The following is a 24,983-nucleotide window of genomic DNA, read 5'->3' as shown; positions in this document are numbered from 1 at the left end:
AGGCCCCAAGCAAGGAGACAACACACGATGGACACCCAACGCGCAGCAGTCGTCACGTACCGCGGCGATGCGATCGAGAACACGCACCTTGCCCATGTGGCGGTGGTCGATGCCCGCGGCGGGCTGCTGGCCCGGTTCGGCGATCCGTTCCGGATGACGCTCGCGCGCTCGGCGGCCAAGCCGGCCCAGGCGTTGTCGGTGATCGAGACGGGCGCGCCCGAGCGCTTCGGCTTCGACGATGCGGACATCGCGCTGATGTGCGCGTCGCACAGCAGCGAGGACCGGCATATCGAACGCACGCGCGCGATGCTCGCCAAAGTCGCCGCACACGAATCGGACTTGCGTTGCGGCGGCCATCCGCCGTTGTCGGACGCGGTGTACCGGTCGTGGATCAAGCGCGACTACACGCCGACCGGCGTGTGCAGCAACTGTTCGGGCAAGCACGTCGGGATGCTGGCCGGCGCGCAGGCGATCGGCGCCGCGATCGCCGATTACCATCTGCCCGAGCATCCGATGCAGGTGCGCGTGAAGCACGTGGTGGCCGATGCGTGCGGGCTGCGCGACGACGAGGTCGACTGGGGCATCGACGGGTGCAACCTGCCGACGCCGGCGTTTTCGCTGGATCGGCTGGCACGCCTCTACGCATCGCTGGCCGACGGGGCGGATACGGTGGAGGCGAGCGGTGGCGCTGTCACCGATCGTGTGCGCGCGCTGGCGCGCATTCATCGTGCGATGACCGCCTATCCGGAACTGGTTGCCGGCGACGGGCGCTATTGCACGGTGCTGATGAATGCGTTCGACGGGCAGGTGGTCGGCAAGCTCGGCGCCGATGCGTGCTACGGAATCGGCGTGCGGGCGTCGGCGCGCACGCGGGAGCTGGGCGCCGACGGCGCGCTCGGCATCTCGGTGAAGATCGAGGATGGCAATCTCGACGTGCTCTACATGGTCGTCAGCGAACTGCTCGAGCGGCTGCAGATCGGCACGGCCGCGCAGCGCGCACAACTGGCCGGCTTCCATCGGCCGCGGATGCTCAACACGCAGGGCGTCGAGATCGGGCACGCCACGTTCCCGTTCGAGTTGCAGCCGGCCTGAACGGCGCGGATGCGCTACTGCTGCGGGCCTGCGACCCGGGCCATGCGCCGAGGCGCGCACGTGCCGGCGTGCCGGCCGACGCGAGCGTGAATGCAGGCGCGGGCGCTACGCGCTCGCGCCGCGAATCTTCGTCAGTTCCAGCTCCGACAGCTCGCCGATATGCGCGAGGTGTTCCGCGAGAAAGTCCTTCAGTACGCGCAGCTTCGCCGAGCTGCGCCGGTTCGCCAGATACGCGATGTAGATGTATTCGCCTGTCAGCCGGTTCTGCAGCCGGTAGCGCGGCAGCACGGCTTCGAGCCGGCCGCTCGCGAGCAGGTCGCGCACCAGCCAGATCTCGAACTCCGCGATGCCGAGCCCCGCGGAGGTCGCTTCGAGCAGCAGCTCCGAATGGTCGGTGACGAGGTTGCCGGCCGGCAGCAGGCTGTGATGCGCGTCGCCGTTCACGAGATCCCAGCGCGGATCGCCTTCGGGATGCACGTAGCGCAGGCAGTTGTGCTGCCTGAGGTCGTCCGGCGTGGACGGGCGCCCGCAGCGGTCGAGATAGCCGGGCGTCGCGCACAGGATGCTGTCGTTGCGCGACAGGCGGTGCACGACGAGGTTGTCCAGGTAGTTCTCGCCTTCGTGAATGTCGAGATCGAAGCCGCCGGCCACGAGATCGTTGTGGTTGTCGGTGAGCCTCACGTCGAGCTGGATCGTCGGGTAGCGCGCGAGAAACGGCGCGACCAGCGGCGCGAGATGGCGGCGGCCGAATGCCACCGGCGCGGTGAGCTTCAGCGGGCCGCTCGGCTGCGCATTCAGTTCGGCGACGACGCGCAAGGTGTCGTCGAGATCGGCGATCAGCGTGACGGCGCGCTCCAGGTAGATATGGCCGGCTTCGGTGAGCGTCACGCTGTGCGTCGAGCGGTGCAGCAGCGCGACGCCGAGTGCCTCCTCGATCGCCGTGACCTTGCGCGCGACGGTCGACGTCGACACGTGCATCTCCTTCGCGACCGCCGAAAAACTCCCCGTTTCGACCACTCTCACGAACGCGCGCATCGCGCCCAGGTGATCGATGCCGGTTTCTCTCGCGCCTTTTTTCATTCAATTCTCGCTGTTGCGTCCCACGCAAAACCGCTTTCGATAATACAGAAGCGAGCTTGTTTTTGCAAAGGCATAGAATGCGAACCCGTCGCGTCGGGAAGCGGCGAACGACGAGCGGCACGAGACACTCAGGAGGGCACGATGACAGAAAACGGCTTCCGCGTCGAAGCGGATCTTTTAGGTAAACGAAGTATTCCGGACGAGGCGTACTACGGCGTCCATACGCTGCGCGCGAAAGAGAATTTCGACATTTCGGGCCGCACCATTGCGTCGCTGCCGTATCTCGTGATGGCGCTCGCCGCCGTGAAGGAGGCCGCGGCCGACGCGAACTGCGAGCTCGGGCTGCTGCCGCGGCCGTACCGCGATGCGATCGCCGCGGCGTGCGTCGAGATCCGCGAAGGGCGTCTGCACGACCAGTTCGTCGTCGACATCATCCAGGGCGGGGCCGGCACGTCGACCAACATGAACGCGAACGAGGTGATCTGCAACCGCGCACTCGAAATCATGGGGCACGCACGCGGGCAGTACGAGTACCTGCATCCGAACGAGCACGTCAACCTCGCGCAGAGCACCAACGACGTCTATCCGACCGCGATCCGGGTCGCGACCTGCTTCGCGGTCGAGCACCTGATCGAAGCGATGGCGCGCCTGCGCGACGCGTTCGCGGAGCGGGCCGACGCGTTCGCCGGTCTGCTGAAGCTCGGCCGCACGCAGTTGCAGGACGCGGTGCCGATGACGCTCGGCCAGGAATTCTCGACCTACGCGGTGATGCTGACGGAAGACATTGCGCGCCTGCAGGAAGCCGGCTGGCTGATTCGCGAGATCAACCTCGGCGCGACCGCGATCGGCACCGGGATCACCGCGCATCCGGAGTATGCGGAGAAGGCGCTGGTGGCGCTGCGGCGCATTACCGGGCTCGACCTGAGCACCGCGCCGAACCTGATCGAAGCGACGCAGGATTGCGGCGCGTTCGTGCAGGTGTCGGGCGTGCTCAAGCGCATCGCGGTCAAGCTGTCGAAGATCTGCAACGACCTGCGGCTGCTGTCGAGCGGCCCGCGCGCGGGGTTCGGCGAGATCAACCTGCCAGCCGTGCAGGCGGGGTCGTCGATCATGCCCGGCAAGGTGAATCCGGTGATCCCGGAAGTCGTCAACCAGGTCGCGTTCGAGGTGATCGGCAACGACCTGACCGTGACCTTCGCGGCCGAAGCCGGGCAGCTTCAGCTCAACGCGTTCGAGCCGGTGATCGCCAGCGCGCTGTTCCGCAGCTTCAGCCATCTGACGGCCGCGTGTACGACGCTCGCGCAGCGGTGCGTGAGCGGGATCACCGCGAATCCGGAGCGGCTGCGCGAAACGATGGAGCGCTCGGTCGCGCTCGCGACCGCGCTGAACCCGTACATCGGCTACAAGCGCGCGACCGCCGTGGCGGCCGAAGCGCACGCGACCGGCAAGTCGATCCGCGAGGTCGTGCTGGAGCGCGCGTGGATGACCGACGCGCAGGTCGAAGAGGCGCTGCAGCCCGAAGCGCTGATCCGGCCGCGCGTGCTTTGACGCCGGCTGCGCGGCACCGGCACAGGCTGCCGGCGGCCCGCGCGCGATAGATCCAGACGCGCCCCCTGCGCGGGGCGCGGCACATCAAGAAACAACGGAGACTCACGATGAAACACAGCAGCGAGCGCCCGGCCGATCCGGCCGGCGGCGCGGATTCCCGTCATGCCGACCCCGATGCGATGTTCGCGTCGCACGAAGCCGGCTATGCGAAGCAGTTGAAGCCGAGGCACGTGCAGATGATCGCGATGGGCGGTGCGATCGGCACCGGCCTCTTTCTCGGGGCGGGTGGGCGCCTGCAGCACGCGGGGCCCGCGCTCGCGCTCGTGTATCTCGTCTGCGGCGTGTTCGCATTCCTGATCATGCGCGCGCTCGGCGAGCTCGTGATGCACCGGCCGACCAGCGGTAGCTTCGTGTCGTACGCACGCGAGTTCATGGGCGAGCGCGCGTCGTTCGTCGCGGGCTGGATGTACTACCTGAACTGGGCGACGACCGGCATCGTCGACATCACCGCAGTCGCGATCTACATGAAGTACTGGGCCGTGTTCACCGACGTGCCGCAGTGGGTGTTCGCGCTCGGCGCGCTCGGGATCGTGTCGGTGATGAACATGATCGGCGTGAAGGTGTTCGGCGAGATGGAATTCTGGTTCTCGATCGTCAAGGTGGGGACGCTCGCGGTGTTCCTCGCGGTCGGCGCCGTGTTCCTCGCGAGCGGCCATCCGGTCGCCGGCCAGATGCCGGGGCTTCACCTGGTCGCGGATCACGGCGGGATCTTTCCGCACGGCATCCTGCCGGCCGTGCTGATCGTGCAGGGCGTCGTGTTCGCGTACGCGAGCATCGAGCTCGTCGGCGTCGCGGCGGGCGAGACCGCCGATGCGCGCAAGGTCTTGCCGAAAGCCATCAACAGTGTGATGTGGCGCATTGCGCTGTTCTACGTCGGCTCGGTCGTGCTGTTGACGATGCTGCTGCCGTGGACCGCATACAGCGCGCACGAAAGCCCGTTCGTGACGTTCTTCAGCAAGCTCGGCGTGCCGTACGTCGGCACCGTGATGAACGTCGTGGTGCTGACCGCCGCGCTGTCGAGCCTGAACTCCGGCCTCTATTCGACCGGGCGCGTGTTGCGCTCGCTCGCGATGGGCGGCTCGGCGCCGCGCTTCGTGTCGCGGATGAACGCGCGCGGCGTGCCGTACGGCGGGATCCTGATCACGGTCGCGATCAATGCGATCGGCGTGCCGCTGAACTACATCGTGCCGGCCCAGGCGTTCGAGATCGTGCTGAACATGGCGTCGCTCGGGATCATCACGACATGGGGTTTCATCGTGATGTGCCAGATCCTGTTCCGTCGCGCGGTCGATCGCGGCGAGCTGAAGGCCGTGTCGTTCCGGATGCCCGGCGCGCCGTTCACGTCGTGGCTCACGCTGGCCTTCCTCGTCGGCGTGCTGGTGCTGATGGCATTCGACTATCCGGGCGGCACGTGGACCATCGCAACGATTCCGGTCGTCGTGCTCGCGCTGGTGGTCGGCTGGAAGCTGGCGAAGCGCGGTGCCGCGCGGGAGCAGGCGGCGGATGCGCTTGCGTCTGCGGCCACGCGCGCCGTCGCCGATCCGGCTCGGGGCGCCTGAAGAGGGTACGCGCCGGGCGCGCCGGCTCGTTCGCGAGCGAGCGCCCCGGCGCCCCGTGACAGTCAGTTCAACCCGGTGCGTTCGCCGACCCATCGGCCGAAATCGCCGGCCATTTCGTCGGTCAGCTCGTGGCCGGCGTTGTACAGCCGCGTGTCGTGCGCGACGCCGAGCGCTGCGAGTTTCGCGTCGGCGGTGTCGGCCCACGCGACGGGCAGCTTGTCGTCGAAGCGGCCGTGCATGATCAGCGCATGGAGCGGGCGAAGCGCATCGCGCGGCGCGACCAGCGGATCGATTTCGGGCAGGATGCGCCCGCACAGCACGGCGAACGCGGCGACATCGCCCGGCGACGTGAGCCCGACGCTCGCGCTCATGATGCCGCCCTGGCTGAAGCCGGCGATCACGGTCGGCAACTCGGCGCCCGCACCGTCCCGCGCGCGGAAGGCACGTAGCAGCGTGATCAGCTTGAGGCGGCTGGCGTCGGCGCGGGCCGCGTCGATTTCGGGGCCGTTCGGGCCGAAGCGCACCGGAAACCACGCGTGCTGGTTGGGCCCGAACGTGAGCGGGGCGCGCAGGAACGCGATCTCGATGCGCGGATCGATGACGTCGGTCAGGTTCAGCAGATTGGTCTCGTTGCCGCCGACGCCATGCAGCAGCAACAGGCGGGCAACGGGGCGGCCGGTGGCCGGGCGCAGCCGGTACTGGAGGCCCGACTCGGGATCGGTGGTCAGCGGCAGGACGTCGGTCATTGCGTGGGTCCGGAAAGGGGAGCGATGCGACAGTCTAGAGCGTGCGGACGGGGACGTGAATCGCCGGCGTGCGATTGATTGTTTCCTGTCTGGAATGAATTCGATGCCGCGCACCCGTCATGCGGGCGCCGGCGGTGCTGTCGCAGCGCCCGGGCTTGCCATCTTCGATCGAACCACGGCCATGCCACCGCCTGCGGAGGGTGCCGACAGGATCCGGAGCCGGGCCGTCATATCAAGCTGCATCACGACGAGCGTCGGAAGCAAGCTGACTGACAGCGGCGCTTTTCGCTGATGGCTGTCGTTGCAAAAGATCCGTCGACGCTTCGCCGCCGGCGAGCGTGCGCATCGTTGCCGCGCGGATGCGGTGTCTCCGCTACGCCCATCCCCCTCCATCGGCTCGATCGACGTGAGTGAGCGGCGCTGCGCAGGAATAGCCGTTTATCGAGGACGATCGAAAAATTGCGTCCTGACTAACCCGCATCGCTGCGCTGAAACGGCGTCGACGTTACGGCGCGCTCCGCGCAGGGCCGCATACACGCATCGAGCGTCTCGCGTGCGACAGCGCCACAGCGTCCCGTGCCGCTAGGGAAAACCATAGTGCGCCCACGAAAGATCGAGTAAGCACGCAGTCAGCTTCGCTGTTCAGAATCGCCGGACTCATTCAAGAGCAAACCAGGAGACAGGCGATGCATGATGGGTTGGTAAAAAAAATCGAAGCGCATCCGAAGTATGCGCAGCTCAAGCGACGACGCAACACGCTCGGTATCTGCCTGACCGTGCTGATGCTGATCGTGTACTACGGCTATATCGCCCTGATCGCATTCGACAAGTCGTTCCTCGCGAAGCCCGTGAGCACCGGCGTGACGAGTGTCGGCGTACCGGTCGGCATGGCGGTGATCGTGTTCACCGTCGTCATCACCGGTATCTACGTGCGCCGCGCGAACAACGAATACGATCAACTGACGCAGGACATCCTGCAGGACGTCGCCCAATGAAGAAGACACTTTCGATGACGCTGGTTGCGCTGCTGGCGGCGGGCGTGTGCGGCGTGGCCGTCGCGGGCGGCGGCGATGTCGGGCAGACCGCCAAGCAGGCGACCAACACCACGGCCATCGTCCTGTTCGCGCTGTTCGTGGCAGGGACGTTGTGGATCACCAAGTGGGCGGCGGCGCGCACGCGTTCCGCCGCGGATTTCTACACGGCCGGCGGCGGCATTACCGGTTTTCAGAACGGCCTGGCGATCTCGGGCGACTACATGTCGGCGGCCTCCTTCCTCGGCATTTCCGCGGCGGTGATGACGTCGGGTTACGACGGCCTGATCTACTCGATCGGCTTCCTGGTCGGCTGGCCGGTCATCACGTTCCTGATGGCCGAGCGGCTGCGCAACCTCGGCAAGTTCACCTTCGCCGACGTCGCGGGCTACCGCTTCGAACAGGGGCCGATCCGCAGTTTCGCCGCGGTCGGCACGCTGGTGGTGGTGGCGTTCTACCTGATCGCGCAGATGGTGGGCGCGGGGCAGCTCATCAAACTGCTGTTCGGTCTCGACTACTGGGTGGCCGTCGTCATCGTCGGTGCGCTGATGATGGTCTACGTGCTGTTCGGCGGCATGACCGCCACCACGTGGGTGCAGATCATCAAGGCGTGCATGCTGCTCGCGGGCGTGACGTTCATGGCGATCATGGTGCTCGCGCAGTACGGCTTCAGCCCGGAGGCGCTGTTCGCCCATGCCGTGGAAGTCAAGACCGCGATCGCCGCGAACGCCGGCAAGTCGCCGGACGACGCGACCCGGATCGGGCTGTCGGTGATGTCGCCGGGCGGGTTCATCAAGGATCCGATCTCGGCCATTTCGTTCGGCATGGCGCTGATGTTCGGCACTGCCGGCCTGCCGCACATCCTGATGCGCTTCTTCACGGTGCCGGATGCGAAGGAAGCGCGTAAGTCCGTGTTCTGGGCCACCACCTGGATCGGCTACTTCTACGTGCTGATCTTCATCATCGGTTTCGGCGCGATCACGCTGGTGCTGACCAATCCGGAACTGTCCGACGTGGCCAAGGGCGTGATCAAGGGCGGCGCGGGCACGGCCAACATGGCCGCGGTGCTGGTGGCCAAGACGGTGGGCGGCGACGTGTTCTACGGCTTCATCTCGGCCGTGGCCTTCGCGACGATTCTGGCGGTGGTCGCCGGGCTCACGCTGTCGGGCGCGTCCGCGGTGTCGCACGACCTCTATGCCACGGTCTTCAAGAACGGCAACGCGAACAGTGCGGACGAGCTGAAGGTGTCGCGCATCACGACGCTGGTGCTCGGCGTGATCGCCGTGTTGCTGGGCATCGCGTTCGAGAAGCAGAACGTCGCGTTCATGGTGTCGCTGGCGTTCGCGGTGGCGGCGTCGGCCAATTTCCCGGTGCTGTTCCTGTCGATGATGTGGAAGGGCTGCACCACGCGTGGCGCGGTCATCGGCGGGTTCCTGGGGCTGGTCTCGTCGGTGGGGCTGACCATCGTGTCGCCGTCGGTGTGGGAGGCGACGCTCGGTTATCCGAAGGGTTCGGCATGGTTCCCGTACACGTCGCCTGCGTTGTTCTCGATGACGATCGGCTTCGTGGGCGTGTGGCTGTTCTCGGTACTCGACACGAGCCTGCGCGCGAACGCGGAGAAGGGCGCGTTCGCCGCGCAGCAGGTGCGTTCGGAAACGGGGCTGGGGGCGACGCGCGCCAGCAGCCACTGAGCGGTAGCCGGTCACGCCCGCCCCGGGGCCGACGATGCGATTTATCGTCGCTCGTCGGCCCCGGGGCGGGCGGCATCGTTTTCATCCGTCCGTCGAATGACTCGCCGGCAATAAAAAATCGCGAATTCGACTGGATTCGCCGATAATGCGCAAACGTTTTACGAAAGCCCGATTGCAGCTAATCCGCGGATTAAATAAATAAAAATAAAATATCCGAATCCCGGATTTTCCGCCTGCGCCGTAGTGCCGATCGAAGCCTTGTGGCAGGAGGTTAACGGCAGATTCTGGCAATACTTTAGGGCTCTTTCGTCACAATTGTTCATTTCATTTTTATCAATGAACGATTGATTTCCGGTCATCGGAGCGTCATACACCATCCCCGATAATTCGGCGCTCACATTCTTTCAATAGACCAAACGGCGGTCGAAGCCGGATCGCTGCGGGGAGCTGTACTCATGACCATTCGTCATCGCATTACGCTGCTAGTCGTCCTGACGTTCTTCGCGCTGTCCGCGATCGGCATCTATGCCGTGTACCAGACGCGCAAGAGCGCGTCCGAGGTGCGTCAGGTCACCCAGGGAATCGTGCCGAGCGCGCTCGCGTCGGCGGATCTCGTCGCCGATGTGAAGAACATCCAGATCGCGACGATGACGCTCATCTACGCGCCCGACGCAAATACCGCCGCGCAGGCGCGCGACGAGCTGAAGGCGAAGCAGGCCGCGCTGCGCGCCGCACTCGACGTGCAGGCGAAGTCGGCGGTCGGGCAGGCGCAGGTCGGGCTTGTCTCGCAGGCGAAGGACAGCGCCACGAACTACTTCGCGGCGATCGACGACACCGTGAAGATGAAGGCCGACGGCAAGCCCGAGATGGCGCAGGCGTACCTGTTCGCGAACGTCGCGCAGTATCGCGATGAACTCGAAAGCATCGTCGACACGCTGCGCGTCGAGAAGAACCGCCAGAAGGACGACGCGATCAATGCGCTGAACGGGATGCTGTCGACGACGGCGACCGCGATCGCGGGCGTCGCCGGCACGGTGATCGTGCTGCTGACCGCGCTCGGCCTGCTGCTGTATCGCCAGATCACGCGCCCGCTGAGCGGGATGCAGACGGCGATGAGCGAGATCGCGACGAGCCAGGATTTCACGCGCCGCGTGCCGGTGGGCCGGATGGACGAAATCGGCCATTCGATCGTCGCGTTCAACGGGATGATCGAGAAGATCCAGGAGAATGCGGCGCAGCTCAAGCAGAAGACGGCCGACATCCAGGCGATGCTGCAGAACATGCAGCAGGGGATCCTGACGGTCGTTGAAGGCGGCGTCGTGCATGCGGAGTATTCCGCGTACCTCGAAACCATCTTCGAGACGAACGACATCGCGGGCCGCGACCTGATGGCGCTCGTGTTCGACGATTCGAACATCGGCTCCGATGCACGCTCGCAGGTCGACGCGGCCGTGCACGCGTGCCTCGGCGAAGACAGCATGAACTTCGCGTTCAACGAGCACCTGCTGGTGAACGAAGTCGCGAAGCGGATGCCGGACGGCCGCGAGAAGTGGCTCGACCTGAGCTGGTCGGCGATCACCGACGAGACCGATACGGTCGTGCGCCTGATGCTGTGCGTGCGCGACGTGACCGAGATTCGCGAGCTGACCGCGCAGGCCGGCGAGCAGCAGCGCCGCCTCGAAATGATCGGCGAGATTTTGTCGATCAGCCAGGACAAGTTCCACGACTTCGTGCACAGCGCGAAGGGCTTCCTCAGCGAGAACGAGCGGATGATTCGCCAGCACGAGCGCGCCGATCACTCGATCGTCGCGGCGCTGTTCCGCAACATGCACACGATCAAGGGCAATGCGCGCACGTACAGCCTCCAGCACCTGACGAACATCGTCCACGAAGCGGAGCAGGCCTACGACTCGCTGCGCCGCGCGGACGGCGGCCCTGAGTGGAACCGCGATGCGCTGATGGACGACCTGGCGCGCGTGCGCGAGGCCGTCGAACACTACGCGACGATCAACGCGGTCACGCTCGGCCGCAGCGGCGAACCGGTGCAGGGTGCCGATTTCCTGATGGTCGAACGTGCGCACATCAGCGAGAGCCTGCGTGTGCTCGACGGCGCCGATCCGGCGAACGCGGCCGACTGGCACGCGGCGCGCGACGCCGTGCGCCGCATGCTGGGCCAGCTCGGCACGCAGGGCATCGGCGATGCGCTCGGCGGCGTGATCGAGTCGCTGCCGTCGCTCGCGGCCGAACTCGGCAAGCCGGCACCCGTCGTGCATATCGACAGCCACGGCCACCGCGTGCGCAGCGAAATCGCCGCGACGCTGAAGAACGTATTCATGCACCTGCTGCGCAATTCGATGGACCACGGGATCGAATCGTCGGACGAGCGTCGCGCAGCCGGCAAGGCGGCATCCGGCACGATCGACATCGCCGTTGGCGTGGGCGGCGGCGAGCTGTGGTTCGTGCTGAGCGACGACGGCCGCGGCCTCGCACTCGACCGGATTCGCGGCATCGCGCGCGAGCGCGGCTGGATCGACGCCGACCACGATGCGGCGCTGTCCGATGACGAGGTAGCCGAGCTGATCTTCCGGCCGGGTTTCTCGACCGCGAGTGCCGTGACCGAAGTGTCGGGGCGCGGCGTCGGCATGGACGCAGTGCGCAACTTCCTGAAGCGCGATGGCGGCGATATCGCGCTGCGCTTCACCGACGATCGCGTCGGTGCGCCGTATCGCGCGTTCGAGACGATCGTGTCGTTGCCGGCCCGCTTCGCGGCCGACGCTGCTGCGCAGGGCGTCGCGCACGAGCGTGCGCGCAGCGCGGATATCGGCGCGGCGGAGTGACGACGTGATCGTGCAGGCGTGGATGATCCAGATGGCCGCCGCCCTGGCGGGCGGTGCCGTCGTCGCAATCGTGGCGGCGGTCGTGTTTCGCGTGACGCGCAAGCGGCTCGTCGCGGCACTTGAACGCGATACGAAACAGTTGCGCGGCGCGCTCGACGCAGCCGATGCGCGCGTCGCCGACGCGGCGTCGGCGCACGCCGAGGCGGCCGACGCATGGGCGCAGCGCGAGGTGCAGCTCGAGGATGCGCTGGCGCGCGAGACGTCCGCCGCCGGCACGCAGCGCGACGCCATGCAGGCGCTGTCGGCCGATCGAACGGCGCTCGCGCAGCACGCGATGAAGATCGCCGACGAAGCCGCGCGCTTGCGCGGGCTCGCGGGCACCTTCGAGCGCTGGCACGAGCAGATGATCTCGCTGACCACGCAGAACCAGGACATGCGCACGAAGAACCAGGAGCTGTCGGCGATCGTCGCGCACGTGTCGATCGTGTCGCTGAACGCGTCGATCGAGGCCGCGCGCGCCGGCACGGCCGGGCGCGGCTTCTCGATCGTCGCGAGCGAGGTGCGCGGGCTGGCCGCGCGCTCGCAGCAACTGTCGAACAGCTATCGCGACAGCCTGAACCGCAACGATCTCGTGACGGCCGCGACGTTCCAGGACATCCAGGCCGGCGGCAAGATGATCACGGCCGCGCTCGCGACCGTCGAGACGCTGGCCGGGCAACTGCACGCGCGGATCGAAGGAGGCGCGGCGTGATCAGCGCGCAGGCGAAAGCCGGCTTCGAACGGATCTTCTTCGACGCGGCGCACACACGGCTCGCGTCCGGTGGCGCGTGCGACATCCGGCCGTCCGCCGGCCTCGCGCACGACGGGCACGATCACGCGCATGCGAAGTCGCGTGCAAAGCCGAAGGTGCCCGAGCATGTCGCGGTGCTGACGATCTCGGCGCTGCATTTCCGCCTGCTGCTCGCACTGCGCTTCAGCGACGACGACGCGACGCGCCGTCATTTCGCCGGCGCGACGGCGGGCACGAGCAGCCAGCGGCCGCTGCCTGAAGCGTTCATGGAAGTCGCGAACCTGTGCTGCGGCGCGATCAACCAGGCGCTGACCGTGCCGTTTCCCGACCTGGGGATGTCGACGCCTTATCTGCTGAGCGGATCGAGCATCGACTACCTGCACGCGCTGGCGCCGAATCACGTGGCCGCCTACGACCTGACGCTAGATGGTGACGTGCGGGTCGGTGCGACGTTGTGCGTGTGCGCGAACGCGCCGGTCGATTTCCATATGCCGGAAACGGCCACGGTGGATACCGGCGGCGAGCTCGAACTGTTCTGACCGACCCTGATCGACCATTAGGAACCCTTGAGATGACCCTGGACAAACCCGTCAGCAAGGTGCTCGTACTCGACGACAGTCGCGCGCATGCTGACGCGATCAAGCGTTTCTGCGACGAGCACAACCTGGTCGGCCTGACCGTGCGGCGCAACCGGCTGCTGAAGGTGCTGCGCTCGAACATCGACCTCGGCGCGATCCTGCTGGCCGAGGATTACGGCGGCTCACCGGCCGAGAGCGCGATCATCGCGACGCAGATCGATGCGCTGCGCCCCGAGCTGCCGATCATCCTGCGCCGCGAATCGCTCGCGTCGCGCGACGGGCTGCCGGAGGCGCTCGCGCGCGTCGCGTGCGCGGCCTATGTCGCGGACGACATGACGCCGCTCAGGCGCGCGATCGACGAATACCTGTTCGGCCGCGATTACCCGAACGCACTCGTGCGCGGCATCTCGGAGATCACCGAGGCGCGCATCGACAGCCTGTTCCCGGGCATGACGATCGAGCACGAAACGCCGTGCATCGTGCGCGACCAGATCATCTTCGGCGAAGTGTTCAGCCTGATCGCGCTCGAAAGCGCGTGGTGCCGCGGCTACATGCTGCTGCAGACGAGCGAGCAGCCGCTGCTCGACATGATCGGCGGCACTCGCGACGCCGGCCGCGCGCCGGATTTCCGCGACGTGAACAGCGTGCTCGGCGAACTGACCAACCTCGTGTGGGGCGCGTTCAAGAACCGCTATCTCGGCGACGCCGAGGCACTGGCGCGCCATCCGGTGCAGGTGCCGCTCGTCGTCAATCACAAGCAGAAGTTCATCTCGTTCGGCGGCGACTGTCCGCAGCTCTGCTTCAAGTACCGGATGACCGACCCGGCATCGGGGCGCTCCGTCTGCCTCGATCAGCGTTTCGTGTTCAGCCTCAGCTGGTCGCCGGAGGATTTCCGCGAATCGGTGCAGGACGTGGGGCCGATGGTCGAATCGGGCGAACTCGAACTGTTTTGAATAGTGAAGTCAGCAACAAGGAAAGGAAGGGGAATACGACATGGCAAAGATTCTGGTGGTCGACGATTCGGGTACGGTGCGCGACGAGGTCGCGGGCTTCCTGCGCAATCACGGGCTTGACGTCGCGACGGCCGTCGACGGCAAGGACGGCCTCGCGAAGCTCAAGGCGACGCCCGGCGTGCGCCTCGTGATCAGCGACGTGAACATGCCGAACATGGACGGCCTGACGATGGTCGAGAAGATCCGCGGCGAGCTGGCGAACTCGACGGTCAACGTCGTGATGCTGACGACCGAAAGCAGCCCGGCGATGAAGGAGCGCGGCAAGGCCGCCGGCGTGAAGGGCTGGATTGTGAAGCCGTTCAAGGGCGACGCGGTGCTCGACGCGCTGAAGAAGCTCGCGGGCTGACGCACACCGGGCTTTAGCGCGCCCGCTGCCGCCCGCGCATTCAGCGCTGCGGTTCCGGCTGCGCGACCGCCGCGTCGCCGGTTGCGGCCGGCGCGCGTGGCGCGGGCGTCTGCCATTGCACGACGATCATCCCCGCGAAGATCAGCGCGACGCCCGCGATGCGGCCGGGTGTCGCGAGGCGCTGCGCGAGCCCCATCAGCCCGTAGTGGTCGATCAGCAGCGACGCGAGCGTTTGCCCGGCGACGACGCAGACGATGAAGGTCGTCGCGCCGAGCCGCGGTGTCAGGATCAACGCGAGCGTGATGTAGATCACGCCCGCGAGGCCGCCGAGCCACATCCACAGCGGGCGCTGCAGCGCGTCGCCGACGAGCGGCGCGTTTGCGCGGGTGGCCAGCAGCATGGGCAACACCGCGAGCAGGCTGACCGTCAACGACGCGACGCTCGCCCACAGCGGGTGGCCGAGCGCGCGCCCGAGCGCGGCATTGCTGCCGCCTTGCAGCGGCACGAGCGCGCCGGCGACGAAAGCCGCGGCGGCGAGCGGAAGGGTGGCGAAGGAAAGGGAAGTCGTCATCTTGGTCGGTGATGAAAGGATGTTGAAATGATTGTTATCCATTAAGATCACGAATGGAAATTCGTTCTTCGGATGCTTCATATTCCTTTCATGAATAATCTGGCCCGCATCGACCTGAACCTGCTCGTGACGCTGCACGCGCTGCTGAGCGAAAAACACATCTCGCGCACGGCCGTCCGGCTGCACCGCAGCCAGCCGGCCGTGAGCCATGCACTCGCGCGCCTGCGCGAAATCTTCGGCGATCCACTGCTCGTGCGGCGCGCGGGGCGACTCGAACTCACCGCGCGGGCGAACGAACTGGTCGAACCGCTGAACGACGTTCTCGGCCGGCTCGGCGCGCTGATCGAGCCGCAGGCGTTCGATCCGTCCGCGGCCACGCGCGTCTTTCGCATCGCGATGTCCGACTACGGCGCGCGGATCGTGCTGCCGGCGCTCGTGAAGACGCTGCGCGCCGATGCGCCGGGCATCGAGCTGATCGTGTCGCAGGCCACGCGCGAGGCGATGCGGATGCAGCTGATGGACGGCGAGGTCGATCTCGCGCTCGGCGTGCTGCCCGCGTTGCAGCGCGACCTGCACGCGCAACCGCTGTTCGTCGAATCGTTCGCGTGCATGGCCGATGCGAGCCGCCTGCCGCCTGGCGGCGAACTCGCGCTCGACGCTTGGCTCGCGCGGCCGCACGCGCTGGTCGCGATGCGCGACGGGATGGACAACGAAGTCGATCGCGCGCTCGCGCGGTTGAGGCACGAGCGGCCCATCGCGGTGATCCTGCCGTTCTGGAGCGTCGCGAACGACCTGATCGCCGGCACCGACCTCGTGCTGACCGTCGCGCGCCGCAATCTCGATCGCGTGCGCGACGACGCGCGCCTGTGCGTGTTCGAGCCGCCGTTTCCGATCGATTCGTTCGAGTTTTCCCAGTACTGGCACGAGCGCCGGCACGGCGACGCCGCGCATATCTGGCTGCGGCAGACGATCGCGCGCGTCGCGAGCGGCGGGTAGCCGCGCGGCGCGGCCGGCAGGGCGCGCAATTTACAGCGCGCCGCGATATCCGTATCCTGCGGAATGCCGAGGGCGGCGTGGCGGCGCGACAGGCGCAGCACGCCCGGCATCCACAACAATCAGGAACGGGACACCTTCCCATGAAAATCAAGATCGAGCGGGCAGCGCTCGCGCGCGGCGCATGCGTGATGCTGATGGCTGCGCTGGCAGGCGGGTGCGCCGGCACCGGGCAGCAGCAGGCACAACAGGCCGCCGTTGGCGGCGGTTCGTCGTACACGTGCAACCCCACGCAGGCCGACGGACAGGCGACGGCCGGGAGGGGCGCCAACGGGTGCTATTTCGTGCTGCACGATCCCGCGACGAAACAGGTGCTGCCGAACACGCACTATGCATTCGCGCTTTACACGAGCGCAGCCCAGGACAACCAGGAACTCGAGGTCGAAGGCACGACCGACGCGCAGGGGCGTACGGTCTACGTGCGTTCCGCCGCGCCGATCGATGCGGCGCGCATGGTGCTCGTCCGCACGGTCGGCGACGGCCCGATGGGGCGCATCCCGGTGCTGGTCCGGCCGCAGGACGGCAAGCGCATTCCGTTCGCGCAATACAAGGTCACGGGCTGCAACGGCCTGTACGAAGGCGTGACCGACGAAACGGGGCGCGGCGTGATGTACCGCTGCAAGACGCAGTCGAAGATCGAGGTGTCGTTCTATCAGTCACGCAAGTAGGGTGGGCGGGATGGTGTCCGGATCCGGCCGCACCGCCGCGCAGCAGACGGAGACGCTGATCGCGAAGGGCATCGTCTTTACCATCGCGGGCACGTGCATGCTGGTCGGCACCGCGCTGTACGCGCAGTCGACGCGCGAATTCCTGCGGACGTCGGTCGTCGTGCCGGGGCGTGTCATCAAGCTGAACGCGGGCCCGCATCATCCTGAGATCGCGTTCACGACGCTGACGGGCGAGCAGGTCGAATACCCGCAGGGCGGCTCGGTGAGCGAGCAGGACGGCGCGACCGTCGAGGTGCGCTACACGCCCGACGAGCCCGGAATGAGCGCGCGGTTGAATACGTTCGGCGCGATCTGGGGCGACGTACTGATGTTAGGCGGGATGGGCGTCGTCTTTTTCCTGGGCGGCGTCGGTCAACTGCGGTCGGGCGTGCGTGCGTGGCGCAGCGGGCGCAAGCGCGCGTGACCGCTGGCGCCGCACTGAATCCTGCCGAACTCCGTCGAGCAGAACATGATGAATCACCTGCACGAGACTGCTGGGCCGGTTGCGTTGCCGCGTGAACGCTCGCGTGCGCGACATCGCTGCAGGCTGCCTCGTCACTTCAAAGAGCATCCCGACATGACCATCCGCTTGATACCGTGGCTGATCGCGATCGGCACCGCATGTGCGGGCCTGGCCGCACATGCGGCGGGCACCGCGCATTCGCTTGACGAGGTGCCGGGGAAGTTCAGTTCGCCCGAAGCACGCGCCGCGTACGCGCGCGACATGAGCGGCGCGCCCGAACAGGACGGTTTCGGCGTACACCTGCCGCCCGGCTTCACGAAACAGGCGCTGGTCGCGCAGCTTGCACCGGGCCAGCCGCTTGGGCGCGTCGTGCTGGTCGGCGCGAAGCCGTGGTCGCAGCGCCCCGGTGCGTTTGTCGCGATCGTCTGCGCGGCACCGACCGACGGCCTCGCGCGCGACGTGCTGAAATTGGGTGTGCCCACCGATTGTGAGGGCTATGAGCACCACCCCGGTGTCGATGACACGAAGGAGCTGGTCTGGCTGGGCGTGTTCGAGCGCGGTGCGGATGGTGCGCCGCGCCTCGTCGCACGTACCGAACAGCCGCTCGACCAGGCGATCGACTGGAGCCAGACGAATATCGAGAGTCCCGACCCCGCCAGGACGGAGGACGTCGCAATACGGCCCGAGCGGTGGTTGCGGTTCGATCTCGCCCCCTACGTGCTGCGGGCGGGCGATGCGGCATTCGGCGTGCGGGCAGGCTGGTCGGCCGGTTATTCGGGCGGCGGCGCATCGTTCGAGGCGTTGTACCTGTTCCGGATCGACGGCAAGACGCTGCGCGTCGTGTTCGCGCAGCCGATGATGTACTACCAGGATGTCGCCGGCGACTGGCATCGCGACGGCACGCGCGATCACGACATCACGGAGGCCAGCAATACGCTGAACGTGCTGCCGGCGTCGACGGAGGGCTTCCACGACCTGCAGCTGCGCCAGCGCGGCGGCAAATGGCGCCAGACGTTTCGCTGGTCGCCGGCCGACGGCGAGTATCAGCCGCGCTGAAGCAGCGCGATCGTCGACGGCCACGCGCTTCGAACATGACGCAGACATCCGGCATGCAGGTATTCAAGGGCGGCTTCGCCGTGCTGACCGGCACGGTGCTGCTGGTCTTTGCGGTCTTCGATTTCCAGTCGACCCGCGATTTCATGCGGGAATCGATCGTCGTGCCGGGGCGTGTGGTCCGGCTGACCTACGGGCCGCATCATCCGGACATCGTATTCACGACGCGCGCGGGCGAACGCATCGAATACCCGCAAGGCGGCGAGGTCGACGTCCATCTCGGCGAGGCGGTCGAGGTGCGCTACCTGCCTGCGGAACCGCGCATGAGCGCACGGATGAATACGTTCGGCGCGCTGTGGGGCGACGCCCTGATGATCGGCGGGATGGGCGTCGTCTTTTTCCTGCTCGGCGTTGGCCAACTGCGGTCGGGCGTGCGCGCGTGGCGCAGCGGGCGCACGCCGGCCGCGCGTTGACACACGGGCGCGCTACCGGGCAGAGGGCCCGGCCGTCGCGAATTCCTCGACGACGGCTTCGATCACGGCCTGCACGCGCGCGGTCTTGTAGAGATCGGCATGGGCGACGAGCCACACGTCGAAATGATTGCATCGCCGCGCCATGAGACGCACCAGTTCGGGCTCCGCGTCGGCGCGGAAGCACGGCAGCTCTGCAATGCCGAGCCCCGCTATCGCAGCCTCGACCAGCATCATCGTCGACGAGGTCTGGAACATGACACGGCCGCGCGAGGTCGGTTCGCCGCACAGCGCGTCCCACATCGTCGGCACCACCGGCTGCTGGTACATCACCAGATCGTGCCCATCGAACGCGCTGCCCGCGACCGGTTCGCCTCGCTCGGCCAGATAGCGGCGCGAAGCATAGATGCCCGTTTCGAGATGCCCGAGCCGCCTGACGATCAGATCCGGCGAATCCGGCCGCAACGTGCGAATCGCGAGGTCCGCATCCCGGCGTGTGAGGTTGGCGATCTCGGCCGATGTCACGCACACGACGTCGATGCCTGCATGCCTGCGCCGCAGGCGGGCGATCGCGGGCACCACGAAGCGCTTGCCGAGCGAGTCGGTCGTGGCGATGCGCACGGACCCGGCCAACTGCTCGTCGAGCCCCATCACGCGGCGTTCGATCGTGAGTGACGCCCGTTCCATCGTTTCGGCCGGTTCGAGCAGGGCTTCGCCCGCGGTCGTCAGCACATAGAGGGTCGGCGTTCGAAGAAACAGGCGGGCGGAGAGTTCATCTTCCAGCGCGGCGATCCGGCGTCCCACCGTCGCCTGGTCGACGTTCAGTTGCGCCGCGGCGCTGCGCAGCGTGCCGGTGCGCGCCAGGGCCAGGAAGAAGCGGGCGTTGTCCCAGTTCATGCGGGTCGACTGTGTCATCGGGCGGGGCGGTGTGCGGGGAGGGTGATGCAAATCTGCATCAGGTAAATGCAAAATTACCACTTTTCTGCATCGCGTTCCGTTTCTAGACTTCCGGCATCCGTCTGGAGGTTTCATGTCCGATTGCAATCCTGTATCCGTCCCCGTGCCGATGACGGCCGCGTATCGCCCCGCGGCGCGCGAGCAGCGCTTCACGCTGGCGCTTGTCGCGATCGGCATGTTCATGGCGGTCCTCGATTCGACGATCGTCAACGTGGCGCTGCCCGCGATGCGGACGAGCCTCGGCGCGACGGTCGCCGAACTCGCGTGGATCGTCGACGCGTATACGCTCAGCTTTGCCGCGCTGATTCTCGCGGGCGGCGCGCTGTCCGACCGGTTCGGCGCGAAGCGCGTGTATCTCGCGGGGCTGGCGCTGTTCGTCGGCGCATCGGCGGCGTGCGGCGTCGCGGCGTCCGTGGCCATCCTCGTGGCTGCGCGCTTCGTGCAGGGCATCGGCGCCGCGCTCTTCCTGCCCGCGTCGCTCGCGGTCGTGCGCAGCACCTTCGACGTGCCCGCCGAGCGGGCGCGGGCGATTGCGGTCTGGGCGGGCATCGCGTCGGTCGCCGTCGCCGTGGGGCCGGTGCTGGGCGGCATCCTCGTCGACGATTTCGGCTGGCGCAGTGCATTCCTGATCAACGTACCGACCGGTGCGGTCGCTTTTGCCGGGGCGGCGGCACTCGTTCGGGCATCGGTCGCGCAGCATGTGCGCCACTTCGATTGGGCCGGCCAGGGTATCGGTGCGACGGCGCTCGGCGCACTGTGTTTTGCCGTGATCGAATTGCCGACGCGCGGCGCTGGCGCTGCGGACGTCTGGGGCGCGTTGCTGGTCGCCGGGCTCGCATCGGTCGTGCTGATCATCGTCGAGCGGCGTGCGCGCAATCCGATGGTGCCGCTGGCGTGGTTTCGCAATCCCATCTTCGTCGCGATGAACCTGATGGGCAGTCTCGTCTATGTCGGCTACTTCGGCTTGCTGTTCGTACTGAGCCTGTATCTGCACGGACGCTTCGGCATGAGTGCGCGGCAGACGGGGCTGACGCTGTTGCCGTTCGCGCTGAGTTTGTCGCTGGGCAACCTGTTGTCGGGAAAGCTGCATGGCCGCGTCCGCCCGGTCCGGTTGATGGCGAACGGCCTTGGGGTGGCGGCGCTGGCGATCCCTGCGATTGCGATCGCGCTCACGCTGCGCGCGCCGTGGCCGGTGGTCTGGGCGGTCATGGCCGCATTCGGCACGGGAACCGCGCTGTCGGTGGCGCCGATGATCGCGACCGTGCTCGAACAGGTGCCCGCGGACGCGGCGGGCGTCGCGTCAGGATTTCTCAATGCGGCAAGACAGGCTGGCAGCCTGCTCGGCGTGGCCATCGCAGGCGCCGCGACGATACTGTTGCCGGATCTGACCGAGGCGCTGTGGGCGATCGCCGCGGTCGGTTGTGTCGCCTATGCGATCGCCGCCTTTGCCGCGCGGACGGCCGGCAAGGCGAGTGGCACGTGACTGGACGCCACACGGAATGTGGAGGACCATTTCATCACCACGGTGCCGTGAACGTGCGTGCATCAACGCCGCGCGTTTGCGCCGCATCGAATCGTGCCGAACCCCAACGAGCGGAACATCATGGAATCCGATCAAGAGACTGCCGAGCCGATCCTGCTGCGCGACGCGCACGACGGCGTCGTCACGCTGCGGTTGAACCGTCCGCAGCAATTCAACGCATTGTCCGAGGCGATGCTCGCCAGCCTGCACGATGCGTTCGACACGCTGGCGGCCGATCCGCACGTGCGCTGCGTCGTGCTGGCCGCCGAAGGCAAGGCGTTCTGCGCGGGCCACGACCTGCGGCAGATGCGCAGCAAGCCCGAGCTCGACTACTACCGCGCGCTGTTCGCGCAGTGCAGCCGCGTGATGCTCGCGATGCGCGCGTTGCCGGTGCCGGTGATCGCGCGCGTGCACGGCATTGCGACGGCGGCCGGCTGCCAGCTCGTCGCCGCGTGCGACCTGGCGATCTCGGCCGATACCGCGCGCTTCGCGGTATCGGGCATCAACGTCGGGCTGTTCTGTTCGACGCCGGCCGTTGCATTGAGCCGCAACGTCACGGCGAAACGCGCGTTCGACATGCTCGTGACCGGGCGCTTCGTCGATGCGGCGACGGCTGCCGCGTGGGGGCTCGTCAACGAGGCCGTGCCCGAGGACGCGCTCGACGCGGCCGTCGCACGCAAGGTCGCCGAGATCGTCGCGAAGAGCCCGGCCGCGGTGAGGGTTGGCAAGCAGATGTTCTATCGCCAGCGCGAGTTGTCGCTCGACGAAGCCTATGCGTATGCGGGCGACGTGATGGCGCGCAACATGATGGAAGAGGATGCGGGCGAAGGGATCGACGCGTTTCTCGAGAAACGGAAGCCCACGTGGCGTTCGTAGTGCGTTGCCGCAGGGGGCGTTGAACGGAACGGCAGGGCCGTTATCCACGCCGTTTCCGCCCGCCGCAAAGCAAACGGGCCGCCCGCGGCGGCCCGCCAATCCAGCGGAACACAAGGCGACGCGATAGTGCGCCGCCGCCTCGACGCCGGTTAGCGCCCGTAGCTTCCGGTGCGCAGCGTCGGCTGTTCGCTCGACGCACCCGGCGGCACGATCACGACCGGCACGCGGCGCGCGAGCGCGCACATCAGCTCGTAGCCGATCGTGCCGCTGGCTTCCGCCACGTCATCCACCTTCACCTGGTCGCCCCACAGTTCGACGCTCGACCCGATGCCCGCGTTCGGGCACGGCGTCAGGTCGACGGTCAGCATGTCCATCGACACGCGGCCGATGACGCGCGTCAGCACGCCGTCCACCGCGATCGGCGTGCCGGTCGGTGCGTGGCGCGGATAGCCGTCCGCATAGCCGCACGCGACGACGCCGATCCGCATCGGCCGGTCGGCCGTGAAGCGGCGGCCGTAGCCGACGGTTTCTTCCGGCGACAGCGTCTGCACGCCGATGATCTTGCTCGTCAGCGTCATCGCGGCCATCAGCGGCGTATCGGCGATATCCCGTGCCGCACCTGTCGGCGATGCACCGTACAGGATCGTGCCGGGCCGCACCCAGTCGCGGTGCGCGCGCGGATGCCACAGCACGGCTGCCGAGTTCGACGTCGAGCGCTCGCCCGGAATCTCCGCGGTGGTCGCATCGAACTGGTCGAGCTGCCAGTCGACTTCGCCTTCGTCGGCGTTCGCGAAATGCATCATCAGCGTGATCTTGCCGATCGACGGCGCGCTCGCCGCGCGCTCCCACGCCGCACGGAAAGCGGCCGGGCGGTAGCCGAGCCGGTTCATCCCGGAGTTCATCTTGAGCTGGATGTCGATCGGCTGTTGCGGCTTGGCGGCGATCAGCAGGTCGAGCTGCTCGTCGCAGTGCACGGCCACCGTCAGCCGGTGACGATCGGCCAGCTCGACGTCGGCCGGCTCGAAAATCCCTTCGAGCAGCAGCACGGGCTTGTCCCAGCCCAGCTCGCGCACGCGCACGGCTTCGTCGAGATCGAGCAGCGCGATGCCGTCGGCGGCGGCGAGGCCCGCGTAGATCCGTTCGATGCCGTGGCCGTAGGCATCGGCCTTGACCACGCCCCACACGCGCGATTGCGCGGCGGTGCGGCGGATGAAGTCGAGGTTGTGGCGGATGGCGTCTGGGCGGATATGGGCGACGATGGGACGGGGCATGGCGATGTCTCGGGTCGGATGTCGTTCGGCGCGCGCGGCGGCGCGGGTTCGGCAGGCTGGCGCGACAACGCGCCGAGCCAGTGTTGAGCGCTATATTATTGGTGTTCGACCAGTTTTAATTAACTTTTTTTTCGACGATTTGGTGGAAATTTTGGTGTCTGACCGCGCTGGCTGCGGCGGTCGACGGGCCTTGCAGCCGAGTCTCCCGTCTAGAAAACCGGTACGCGAACAGCGCGGCGCGATGCTAAGCTCTCGGCGATCTTGTCATTGATCAATGTAATTATAAAGGAGGAGACTGTTGATGACGACGTCCCAGCTGTGCCTGTTCATCGTGGCGCTGTTGCCGTTCCCGATGACGTTTCTCGCGAAGGCCCGCAAGGGCTACGACAACCGCGTGCCGCGCGACTATCTGGCGAAACTCGAAGGCTGGCGCGCCCGCGCGCAGGCCGCGCACCAGAACGCATGGGAAGCGCTCGCGCTGTTCACGGCCGCGCTGGTGGTGGCGTGGCACAACGGCGCGAACGTGCATCGCGTCGATCAGCTTGCGATGGCGTTCGTCGCGATCCGGATCGTCTATACGCTGATGTACCTGCTGAACTGGGCGTCGCTGCGTTCGCTCGTATGGTTTGGCGGGATGGCGTGCGTGGTCGCGTTGTTCTTCGCTGCGCCGTAAGCCGCGTGTGCAGGCGCGGCCGGCGCGTTACTTGCCGGTCGCGCCACCCGTGCCGCGCACGAGACGGTCGTTCGATGCGGGCGCAACGATCGTGCCGGCGAACGGCGCGGCGTCTGCTTCTTCTGCTGCTTCGCGGTGCAGGAAGGCGATCAGCGGATCGAGCAGCCGGTGCCGTGTCGATGGATTGCGGCGCAGCACGAAGCGCCACGACGCGGCGCGTTCGAGGCCCGGCCGCAGCGGCACGAGACGCCCGCTCCGCAGCTCCGGTTCGATCAGCGGCGTGCGGCCGAGCGCGATGCCCGCCCCGCCGACGGCCGCGCCGATCACCTGGCTGAAACTGCTGTAGCGGACGATCTTCGTTTCGAAGTCGCCCGGCAGGCCGAATTCCGCCGACCAGTTGCGCCAGTCGATCTCGGGCGTGTATTCGTTCATCTCCTGCAGCAGCCGGCAGCGGCACACGTTCCCCGACGCGAACGGATGCAGCTCCGGGCTGCAGACCGGGAATACGGTTTCCTGCAGCAGCACGTCGTCGTCGGTTTTCAGGCGATGCGCCGGCACGTTCACGATCGCCAGATCGACGCCGTGGCGCGAGAAATCGGGTTCGTCGTCGAGCGCGACGGCGTGCAGCGGCGTTTCCGGATGGCTCGACGAGAATTCCGCGAGGCGGCGCGCAAGCCACATCGACGAAAACGACGCGTTGGCGGATACCGTCAGCCGTTGCGCGGTGCCGCGAATCTCGGCGCAGGCGTCGGTCAGGCGCGACAGCGCATCGCTGACGGCCGGCAACAGGCGCGCGCCGGCCGGCGTGAGACTGATGCCGCCGAGCCCCGTACTGCGTTCGAGCAGCCGTGCGCCGAGCGATTCCTCGAGCGCGCGGATCTGGTGGCTGACCGCGCTCGTCGACACGTTCAGCTCGACGGCCGCGCGCGCAAACCCGCCGAGGCGGACGGCCGCCTCGAAAGCCCGCAATGCGCTGAGGGGAGGGAGGTGCGACAT

The 24,983-nt window shown here is 67.2% G+C and carries 25 protein-coding genes; 18 read left to right on the top strand and 7 right to left on the bottom strand.

What is annotated here, in order from left to right:
• Positions 1 to 27 precede the first annotated feature (27 nt).
• Complete coding sequence (locus BDO18943_RS21400; protein WP_175023931.1) at positions 28 to 1,092, top strand: asparaginase; 1,065 nt, start codon at positions 28 to 30, stop codon at positions 1,090 to 1,092.
• Between the two features lie 105 nt (positions 1,093 to 1,197).
• Here BDO18943_RS21400 and BDO18943_RS21395 read toward each other — a convergent pair whose 3' ends face one another.
• Positions 1,198 to 2,172: a LysR family transcriptional regulator gene (locus BDO18943_RS21395; protein ID WP_175023930.1), complete on the bottom strand. Its 975-nt coding sequence runs from the start codon at positions 2,170 to 2,172 to the stop codon at positions 1,198 to 1,200.
• Positions 2,173 to 2,313: 141 nt separating this feature from the next.
• Between BDO18943_RS21395 and aspA the strand changes: the two genes are divergently transcribed.
• Entirely contained in the window at positions 2,314 to 3,720 is a 1,407-nt protein-coding gene (aspA, locus tag BDO18943_RS21390; RefSeq protein WP_043179337.1) for an aspartate ammonia-lyase, read from the top strand.
• 107 nt (positions 3,721 to 3,827) lie between these two features.
• Positions 3,828 to 5,339 carry an amino acid permease gene (locus BDO18943_RS21385; protein WP_175023929.1) on the top strand — a complete coding sequence of 504 codons (1,512 nt, stop codon included), beginning with the start codon at positions 3,828 to 3,830 and terminating at the stop codon, positions 5,337 to 5,339.
• Positions 5,340 to 5,401: 62 nt separating this feature from the next.
• On the opposite strand, the gene BDO18943_RS21380 is transcribed toward BDO18943_RS21385, so the two are convergent.
• Complete coding sequence (locus BDO18943_RS21380; RefSeq protein ID WP_175023928.1) at positions 5,402 to 6,085, bottom strand: alpha/beta hydrolase; 684 nt, start codon at positions 6,083 to 6,085, stop codon at positions 5,402 to 5,404.
• Between the two features lie 686 nt (positions 6,086 to 6,771).
• Between BDO18943_RS21380 and BDO18943_RS21375 the strand changes: the two genes are divergently transcribed.
• Together BDO18943_RS21375 and BDO18943_RS21370 are read left to right on the top strand one after the other, a co-directional pair.
• Positions 6,772 to 7,080: a DUF485 domain-containing protein gene (locus tag BDO18943_RS21375; protein ID WP_043179330.1), complete on the top strand. Its 309-nt coding sequence runs from the start codon at positions 6,772 to 6,774 to the stop codon at positions 7,078 to 7,080.
• Positions 7,077 to 8,807 (top strand): cation acetate symporter, encoded by a 1,731-nt coding sequence (locus BDO18943_RS21370; RefSeq protein ID WP_175023927.1) that lies wholly within the window; start codon positions 7,077 to 7,079, stop codon positions 8,805 to 8,807. The genes BDO18943_RS21375 and BDO18943_RS21370 overlap by 4 nt, the downstream gene beginning before the upstream one ends.
• A 158-nt stretch (positions 8,808 to 8,965) precedes the next feature.
• Here BDO18943_RS21370 and BDO18943_RS21365 read toward each other — a convergent pair whose 3' ends face one another.
• On the bottom strand, positions 8,966 to 9,205 hold the full coding sequence (locus tag BDO18943_RS21365; protein WP_175023926.1) for a hypothetical protein: 240 nt from the start codon (positions 9,203 to 9,205) through the stop codon (positions 8,966 to 8,968).
• Between the two features lie 57 nt (positions 9,206 to 9,262).
• On the opposite strand from BDO18943_RS21365, the gene BDO18943_RS21360 reads away from it, so the two are divergent.
• From BDO18943_RS21360 to BDO18943_RS21340, 5 genes are read left to right on the top strand one after another with little or no spacing between them, the layout of a single operon-like run.
• A complete protein-coding gene (locus BDO18943_RS21360) occupies positions 9,263 to 11,644 on the top strand; it encodes an MCP four helix bundle domain-containing protein (protein ID WP_175023925.1) in 2,382 nt (793 codons plus the stop codon).
• Positions 11,645 to 11,666: 22 nt separating this feature from the next.
• Positions 11,667 to 12,395 carry a methyl-accepting chemotaxis protein gene (locus BDO18943_RS21355; protein ID WP_175023957.1) on the top strand — a complete coding sequence of 243 codons (729 nt, stop codon included), beginning with the start codon at positions 11,667 to 11,669 and terminating at the stop codon, positions 12,393 to 12,395.
• The gene (locus BDO18943_RS21350) at positions 12,392 to 12,973 is read left to right on the top strand and encodes a hypothetical protein (protein ID WP_175023924.1); all 582 of its coding nucleotides are present in this window, start codon (positions 12,392 to 12,394) and stop codon (positions 12,971 to 12,973) included. Before BDO18943_RS21355 ends, BDO18943_RS21350 begins: the two co-directional genes overlap by 4 nt.
• A gap of 32 nt (positions 12,974 to 13,005) precedes the next feature.
• Complete coding sequence (locus BDO18943_RS21345; protein ID WP_175023923.1) at positions 13,006 to 13,965, top strand: chemotaxis protein CheX; 960 nt, start codon at positions 13,006 to 13,008, stop codon at positions 13,963 to 13,965.
• 40 nt (positions 13,966 to 14,005) lie between these two features.
• The gene (locus BDO18943_RS21340; protein ID WP_011355572.1) at positions 14,006 to 14,371 is read left to right on the top strand and encodes a response regulator; all 366 of its coding nucleotides are present in this window, start codon (positions 14,006 to 14,008) and stop codon (positions 14,369 to 14,371) included.
• 40 nt (positions 14,372 to 14,411) lie between these two features.
• Here the strand turns inward: BDO18943_RS21340 and BDO18943_RS21335 are convergent, their stop codons facing one another.
• A complete protein-coding gene (locus BDO18943_RS21335) occupies positions 14,412 to 14,942 on the bottom strand; it encodes a DMT family transporter (protein ID WP_089453338.1) in 531 nt (176 codons plus the stop codon).
• Between the two features lie 90 nt (positions 14,943 to 15,032).
• Here BDO18943_RS21335 and BDO18943_RS21330 point away from each other — a divergent pair, with 90 nt between their 5' ends.
• From BDO18943_RS21330 to BDO18943_RS21310, 5 genes are all read left to right on the top strand, one after another.
• The gene (locus BDO18943_RS21330; protein WP_175023922.1) at positions 15,033 to 15,938 is read left to right on the top strand and encodes a LysR family transcriptional regulator; all 906 of its coding nucleotides are present in this window, start codon (positions 15,033 to 15,035) and stop codon (positions 15,936 to 15,938) included.
• A gap of 140 nt (positions 15,939 to 16,078) precedes the next feature.
• Positions 16,079 to 16,663, top strand: coding sequence for a hypothetical protein (locus tag BDO18943_RS21325; protein ID WP_175023921.1), 585 nt, complete (start codon positions 16,079 to 16,081; stop codon positions 16,661 to 16,663).
• Positions 16,664 to 16,673: 10 nt separating this feature from the next.
• Positions 16,674 to 17,126, top strand: coding sequence for a DUF3592 domain-containing protein (locus BDO18943_RS21320; RefSeq protein ID WP_175023920.1), 453 nt, complete (start codon positions 16,674 to 16,676; stop codon positions 17,124 to 17,126).
• A 153-nt stretch (positions 17,127 to 17,279) separates the two neighbouring features.
• Positions 17,280 to 18,221, top strand: a complete 942-nt coding sequence (locus BDO18943_RS21315; protein ID WP_175023919.1) for a hypothetical protein — start codon at positions 17,280 to 17,282, stop codon at positions 18,219 to 18,221.
• Positions 18,222 to 18,256: 35 nt separating this feature from the next.
• Positions 18,257 to 18,691 (top strand): DUF3592 domain-containing protein, encoded by a 435-nt coding sequence (locus BDO18943_RS21310; protein WP_175023918.1) that lies wholly within the window; start codon positions 18,257 to 18,259, stop codon positions 18,689 to 18,691.
• 12 nt (positions 18,692 to 18,703) lie between these two features.
• On the opposite strand, the gene BDO18943_RS21305 is transcribed toward BDO18943_RS21310, so the two are convergent.
• The gene (locus BDO18943_RS21305; protein WP_175023956.1) at positions 18,704 to 19,585 is read right to left on the bottom strand and encodes a LysR family transcriptional regulator; all 882 of its coding nucleotides are present in this window, start codon (positions 19,583 to 19,585) and stop codon (positions 18,704 to 18,706) included.
• 133 nt (positions 19,586 to 19,718) lie between these two features.
• Here BDO18943_RS21305 and BDO18943_RS21300 point away from each other — a divergent pair, with 133 nt between their 5' ends.
• The gene (locus BDO18943_RS21300; protein WP_175023917.1) at positions 19,719 to 21,128 is read left to right on the top strand and encodes an MFS transporter; all 1,410 of its coding nucleotides are present in this window, start codon (positions 19,719 to 19,721) and stop codon (positions 21,126 to 21,128) included.
• Positions 21,129 to 21,248: 120 nt separating this feature from the next.
• Complete coding sequence (locus BDO18943_RS21295) at positions 21,249 to 22,043, top strand: enoyl-CoA hydratase (protein ID WP_175023916.1); 795 nt, start codon at positions 21,249 to 21,251, stop codon at positions 22,041 to 22,043.
• A 149-nt stretch (positions 22,044 to 22,192) separates the two neighbouring features.
• On the opposite strand, the gene alr is transcribed toward BDO18943_RS21295, so the two are convergent.
• Positions 22,193 to 23,314 carry an alanine racemase gene (gene alr, locus BDO18943_RS21290; protein WP_175023915.1) on the bottom strand — a complete coding sequence of 374 codons (1,122 nt, stop codon included), beginning with the start codon at positions 23,312 to 23,314 and terminating at the stop codon, positions 22,193 to 22,195.
• A gap of 301 nt (positions 23,315 to 23,615) precedes the next feature.
• Here alr and BDO18943_RS21285 point away from each other — a divergent pair, with 301 nt between their 5' ends.
• Positions 23,616 to 23,987, top strand: coding sequence for an MAPEG family protein (locus BDO18943_RS21285; RefSeq protein WP_043179313.1), 372 nt, complete (start codon positions 23,616 to 23,618; stop codon positions 23,985 to 23,987).
• A gap of 27 nt (positions 23,988 to 24,014) precedes the next feature.
• Here BDO18943_RS21285 and BDO18943_RS21280 read toward each other — a convergent pair whose 3' ends face one another.
• Positions 24,015 to 24,983: a LysR family transcriptional regulator gene (locus BDO18943_RS21280; protein WP_175023914.1), complete on the bottom strand. Its 969-nt coding sequence runs from the start codon at positions 24,981 to 24,983 to the stop codon at positions 24,015 to 24,017.

Origin of the sequence: Burkholderia aenigmatica, assembly GCF_902499175.1 — a bacterium.
GTDB classification, from domain to species: Bacteria; Pseudomonadota; Gammaproteobacteria; order Burkholderiales; family Burkholderiaceae; genus Burkholderia; species Burkholderia aenigmatica.
The sequence above is the reverse complement of the archived record's forward strand: the minus strand, read 5'-3'. Positions and strand labels throughout refer to the sequence as shown.